Consider the following 5072-nt stretch of genomic DNA (forward strand, 5'->3'; position numbering starts at 1 on the left):
CTTGGGGGGCCATGCCTTACAAAGATCAGGTGATTGAGGAAACGGCGACCGTGGTAGAAAAACTGGAAGCAGCAGGAGGAATATTGGTAGGTAAATTTACATTAGGCGCTTTGGCCATGGGAGATGTGTGGTATGGAGGGGTAACCAAAAACCCATGGAATTTAGAACAGGGATCCAGTGGCTCATCTGCCGGTTCGGGTTCTGCAGTCAGTGCAGGCTTGGTTCCCTTTGCCATCGGTACAGAAACTTTAGGAAGCATTGTTTCGCCCTCCACACGCAATGGGGTAACAGGTTTACGGCCCACCTTCGGTAGGGTCAGCCGGCATGGAGCCATGGCCTTGAGTTGGAGCATGGATAAGATAGGTCCTATGTCCAGGTCAGCTTTGGACAATGCCATTGTGCTTGCTGTGATCACTGGTTTTGACCCAAAAGATAAAAGCACCATTGCTGCTGCCTTTAATTATGATGCCAAAAAATCCTACAAGGACCTTAAAGTAGGTTATTTTGCACCATACTTTGAAGGAGAACGGGCAAGTGAATTTGACAAAAAGGTTTTGCAAGACCTGAAAGCGATGGGTGTTGAATTAAATCCTGTAACACTTCAATCCTCTGTAGATGTGTCCTCCATGTTAATTTCTCTTTATGTAGAAGGTGCCGCTGCTTTTGATGAAATGACCCGGATGGATTTTGATGATCTGCTGGTAGCCCAACACCGCAATGCCTGGCCTAACTTATTCCGTTCCTCCCGCTTTATCCCTGCGGTGGAATACATTCAGGCAAACAGGTTCCGCAATATTCTCATTGAGGAAATGCATACCCTGTTTTCTGACTATGATGTGATTGTTACTCCTTCATTTGGTGGCAATCAATTGCAGGTCACCAACCTTACTGGCCATCCCGCACTGTGTATGCCCAGTGGATTTCTGGAGAACGGAAGCCCGGTATCCATTACCTTCCTGGCCAACTTATTCGATGAAGAAAAATTGATCCAATTGGGTAGGGCTTATCAGGCACATACGGACTGGCAAGAAAAAAGGCCTCCTCTGTTTGATCAGTAATTTCTGATCTCAGAGAAGGCCCTAGCCAGTTATCCCAATTACTGCAAGAATTAGCGCCCTAATACCCCTTCAGCCAACATCCTTTCCAAAACTGCTTGTGAAAAGTCTGAAGAAAACCTTTCCAAAGACCTTGGGTTTAGGGTCTTGGACTGTGCTGACCATACCAATAATTCAGAGGCCGTATCGTACACGTTGATTTCCATAAAGTACTTACGGTCATTGACAATATGACCTGGGGTCATCATCATCCCGTGATTCCAGCCCCAAAAACCGCCGAAATTATTCATTCCCCAAGCACCCGGACCTATCATTGGACCTGCCATCATCATATGTCCCGGAATATAGCGTTGCTCATTTTGGACATCAATCAAGGATACCGTCATGATGGCATCTTTTTGATTTTGCTTCACCACCTCAATCATGGAATTTTTATCCAAATCTGTACTTCCCCAAAAACTGGGACGGATGGTGGCATTACTGGTCGTGGAATTGATTCCTATCCTACTTAACTTAGTTTGAATATCAGTTTCAATTTCCTGACGTTTAGCAATATCGTTCAACACCACAGCAACAAAAAGATTATTATAGCCATAATTGCTTTTATCAGGACCAACCCAAGACCTCGTTATCCTTGTAGAAGATGAACAGGCAGTAATCACCAAGGCAGCCACAAAAACCAGATATTTTTTCATAGCATCATATTGTTTAACCGTTAGACTTTTGAAACAAATTATTCCTTCATACGGATTTCGGAATATTTGTTATCAATTTTTGTATGGGTTTAAAAATATTTTACTTTCATTTTTGGGCACGTAAAAAAATAAAAATCCTTACAATTGGTTGTTTTGAAAATTAGCTGCCAATTACACCTTCCTCTGACATTCTTTTTAAAACTACTTCTGCAAATTCCTTAGAAGCTTTTTCCAATGATTTTGGATTAATTGTTTTGGATTGGGCCGACCACACGAGCAATTCAGATTCCGTATCATAAACATTGATTTCTACAAAATATTTTCGGTCATTCACCACATGTCCAGGTGTCATCATCATACCATGGTTCATACCCCAAAATCCTCCAAAATTACCCATTCCCCAAGCACCCGGCCCCATCATAGGACCTCCCATCATCATATTGCCCGGAATATAGCGTTGCTCATTTTGCACATCAATTAAGGAGACAGTCATGATGGCATCTTTGTCACTTTCTCTGACCACATTGACCATGGCGCTTTTTGTCAGATCTGTGCTGGTCCAAAAATTGGGCTGAATGGTGGCATTGCTAGCAGTGGAAGAAACACCTACTCTTTGCAGTTTACTTTGAATATCATTTTCGATGACCTGGCGCAGGGTAATGTCACTTAAGACAACGGCAACAAACATATTGTTATACCCATAGCTGCTTTTTTCAGGACTACTCCAAGATCGCGTAATTTTTGTTGCAGGAGAACATGCAGCAAATACCAATACTGCCAAGATGACAAAATACTTTTTCATATATAATTTAGAATTAAGAGGATGGGAAAAACAAAGGTTAAACTTTTATAGGATTCACAAAATAAAGTTAAAATATTTATGCAAATATTTATCTATTATTGTCAAAATGATTCCAAAGGACAGAACATTGTCTCCATTCTTTAAGGCATGAAAATACGGAACATGGATGGCTTTTTTTGTAACGTACATTTCTCTCATTGACTTCTTGGATTTTTATAATCAAACGGCATCAAATCCCCGACCTTTTCCCAAGCCATATACCCATTTAAATAGAGATCAAAAGGGTGAAAATAATTGCCATCTTCAAATAACCTCAGTGCATTTCCTGTCAAAATAAGCTTCGTGACCTGTAAAGATCGTGGATCAGTCATGTCCCAGTAAGTATAGTTTAGATTTCTCTCAAGTTGTCTTCTGTAGTTGAATTCTTCAGGCTCTTTTTCAAATATCACAAAAAATGGATCTGCATAGGTTAGAAAAAGGAATCCATTGCGGGCCTGTTCTACCAAATCCCCCCTCTTCAAGGTATCATCAGCAATTCCCAGCGCTTCATTTTGCAAATTTTCATTTTTGGATTGTTGTTGAGGTCGATCTCTAATCAACAAAGGAATGGTATCATTGAGCAAAGTCCCGGCTCCCACAATCACATCATAAGTGGGCTTATTTAATTTGCCCTTTTTTACCGTGAACCCCTCTTCTTCTAAGTTATCATGGTATAAGGCCCTTATAAAATGTGCAATGCTGCCTTCAAATGCCCGCTTTCTTTGTTCTTCGACTTTAGCCTTTCTTCTCCTCGGTATATTTTCCTCAAAAAAATATGCTTGACCGGCATATTGAGTTACTGTGGTTTCGAAATCATAAACGAAAGACTCCAACACAAATTTGATGGTATAACCCAAATTCGGGTTTTGTATTTCAAGAATATCCCTTCCTCTGGCAATCAGTTTGTTTTCATAAGATTCGCTATCCAAAATGAGCACTTCAGGATTAAGAAGCTTGGATTTTTGGCCGTTTATGCTGTTGCCTAAGAACAGCTCTTCAAAAATTTTTAAATTCTTATACCATTCTTTGTCTCTCCTTTCTATCACCTTGGCTTCCTCCAGGTCAATGGTCTCCTGAAGAATCCGAAACTCATAAGATTCCCTGAGATCCTGTGTGGAAAAAGGGAATTTAAATGTCTGGTAACCCATAAAACTGATAACCAATTCATAATTCCCCGCAGGAATTGGGATTTCAAAGACTCCGCTTCCATCTGTAATATCTCCGAAAGTTGAGTTATTGATAAACACCGTGGCAAATTCCACCGGCTGAAAAGTTTCTGCATCGACCACCCTCCCTTTCATCACATATTGGGCATAGGTGGAAGAAAGGCAGAAGAAGCTCAAAAACAGCAAGCAGTAAAAAGGAATCGAAAAGCTTTTGTGAAGCATCAATCAGAAACTTTAAAGGTATAATGGGCCTGAACAGGTTCCCCTTTATTGGAAATTCCCTCCAAACTCACCCTTACATCCGGGTTTCCTTCTGTCAATCGGAACTCGATGAATGCTTTTCCCCTGGGGTCTGTTTGCAACATGGGCTGCCAATAAATGGTAGACCGGAAGTCTAAGGCAAACGGCGAATTGATATCCGGCACTTCCGGAGGGGTATAGAACTCTCGTATTGGCACATAACCTTGTGAAACAGCCGTGGCGTTTCCTAAAACATCCACCTCGGACCAATCTCTGTTGGGGTTACCTCCTTTCGTCAGGATATTGACCACTCCTCCAGCTCCTTCAGATCCAAAAACTGCCGACCGGTTCAAACTCCTCAGGATATCAATCCTTTCAATTTCTGCTACTGGGAGATTCATGGCCCACATTGGATCCACTGGCATCCCGTCTATGAATATCCTTGCTCCTTGTAGACCTCGGCCTCCAATTTGACCCCCACGCATCAGGATAACAGGAGGATTGACAAAATCAAAGGTATTTCCCGCTACATTTACGCCAGGAAACCTTCCCCTTATGAGCTGATAAACATTCTGAAAGGAATAATATTCCTCTGTGACGACCATGCTGAGTTCCGGATTATTGTTGTATTGAATGGCGCGATTATCCGGTATCATCTGACTCCTTCTCCCCCTAACGGTCACTTCACCCAGTTCCAAGTCCCTGCCCATTCGAAATTGTTCCATAAGGTCCCTAGCTTCTTTCACTGTCACGATATAATCGTCAAAATCCCTGTACTGATCTCCTTCTGGCAAGCCAATGATATTGGCCATTCTAGGTTCTGGGATTTCTTTTTTGAAAATTTCCACATCATTGCGCTTCACCTCCCGTTTCTTTCCACTTCTGCGCTCCCTTTCCACATGGGCCTGCAAGAATATGCCCACCGTATCCTGATAATCCATTCCTAAAAAAGTGAAATAGCCAAGAGAATCAGTTTCGCCTTCATACACGATAGGGCCTCCATAGAAATGCTTTACCAACATCGTCAATTGCTGCACTTCATCTACAGGTTGCTCATTGGTTCTGAAGACCCTGC

General features: G+C 42.0%; 5 protein-coding genes. 1 reads left to right on the plus strand and 4 read right to left on the minus strand.

Features of this window, described 5'->3' with window-relative positions; all coding sequences use genetic code 11:
• The coding region (locus QZT73_RS15130) for an amidase (protein ID WP_291789041.1) at nt 1-1058 on the plus strand (1058 nt) is incomplete at its 5' end.
• A 50-nt stretch (nt 1059-1108) separates the two neighbouring features.
• Here QZT73_RS15130 and QZT73_RS15135 read toward each other — a convergent pair.
• The 4 genes from QZT73_RS15135 to QZT73_RS15150 all read right to left on the minus strand — a co-directional run.
• Complete coding sequence (locus QZT73_RS15135; RefSeq protein ID WP_291781210.1) at nt 1109-1750, minus strand: hypothetical protein; 642 nt, start codon at nt 1748-1750, stop codon at nt 1109-1111.
• A 160-nt stretch (nt 1751-1910) separates the two neighbouring features.
• The gene (locus tag QZT73_RS15140) at nt 1911-2552 is read right to left on the minus strand and encodes a hypothetical protein (protein WP_291781207.1); all 642 of its coding nucleotides are present in this window, start codon (nt 2550-2552) and stop codon (nt 1911-1913) included.
• A 194-nt stretch (nt 2553-2746) separates the two neighbouring features.
• Nucleotides 2747-3979, minus strand: coding sequence for a carboxypeptidase-like regulatory domain-containing protein (locus QZT73_RS15145; protein ID WP_291789043.1), 1233 nt, complete (start codon nt 3977-3979; stop codon nt 2747-2749).
• On the minus strand, nt 3979-5072 hold a 1094-nt coding region (locus tag QZT73_RS15150), incomplete at its 5' end, for a TonB-dependent receptor plug domain-containing protein (RefSeq protein WP_291789045.1). The genes QZT73_RS15150 and QZT73_RS15145, both read right to left, overlap by 1 nt.

This window comes from Cecembia sp., assembly GCF_007126775.1.
Lineage (GTDB): Bacteria > Bacteroidota > Bacteroidia > Cytophagales > Cyclobacteriaceae > Cecembia.

Coding starts and splice junctions, on each gene's coding strand:
- QZT73_RS15135 (WP_291781210.1), bottom strand. CDS start 1,750: ATGAAAAAATATCTGGTTTTTGTGGCTGCCTTGGTGATTACTGCCTGT.
- QZT73_RS15140 (WP_291781207.1), bottom strand. CDS start 2,552: ATGAAAAAGTATTTTGTCATCTTGGCAGTATTGGTATTTGCTGCATGT.
- QZT73_RS15145 (WP_291789043.1), bottom strand. CDS start 3,979: ATGCTTCACAAAAGCTTTTCGATTCCTTTTTACTGCTTGCTGTTTTTG.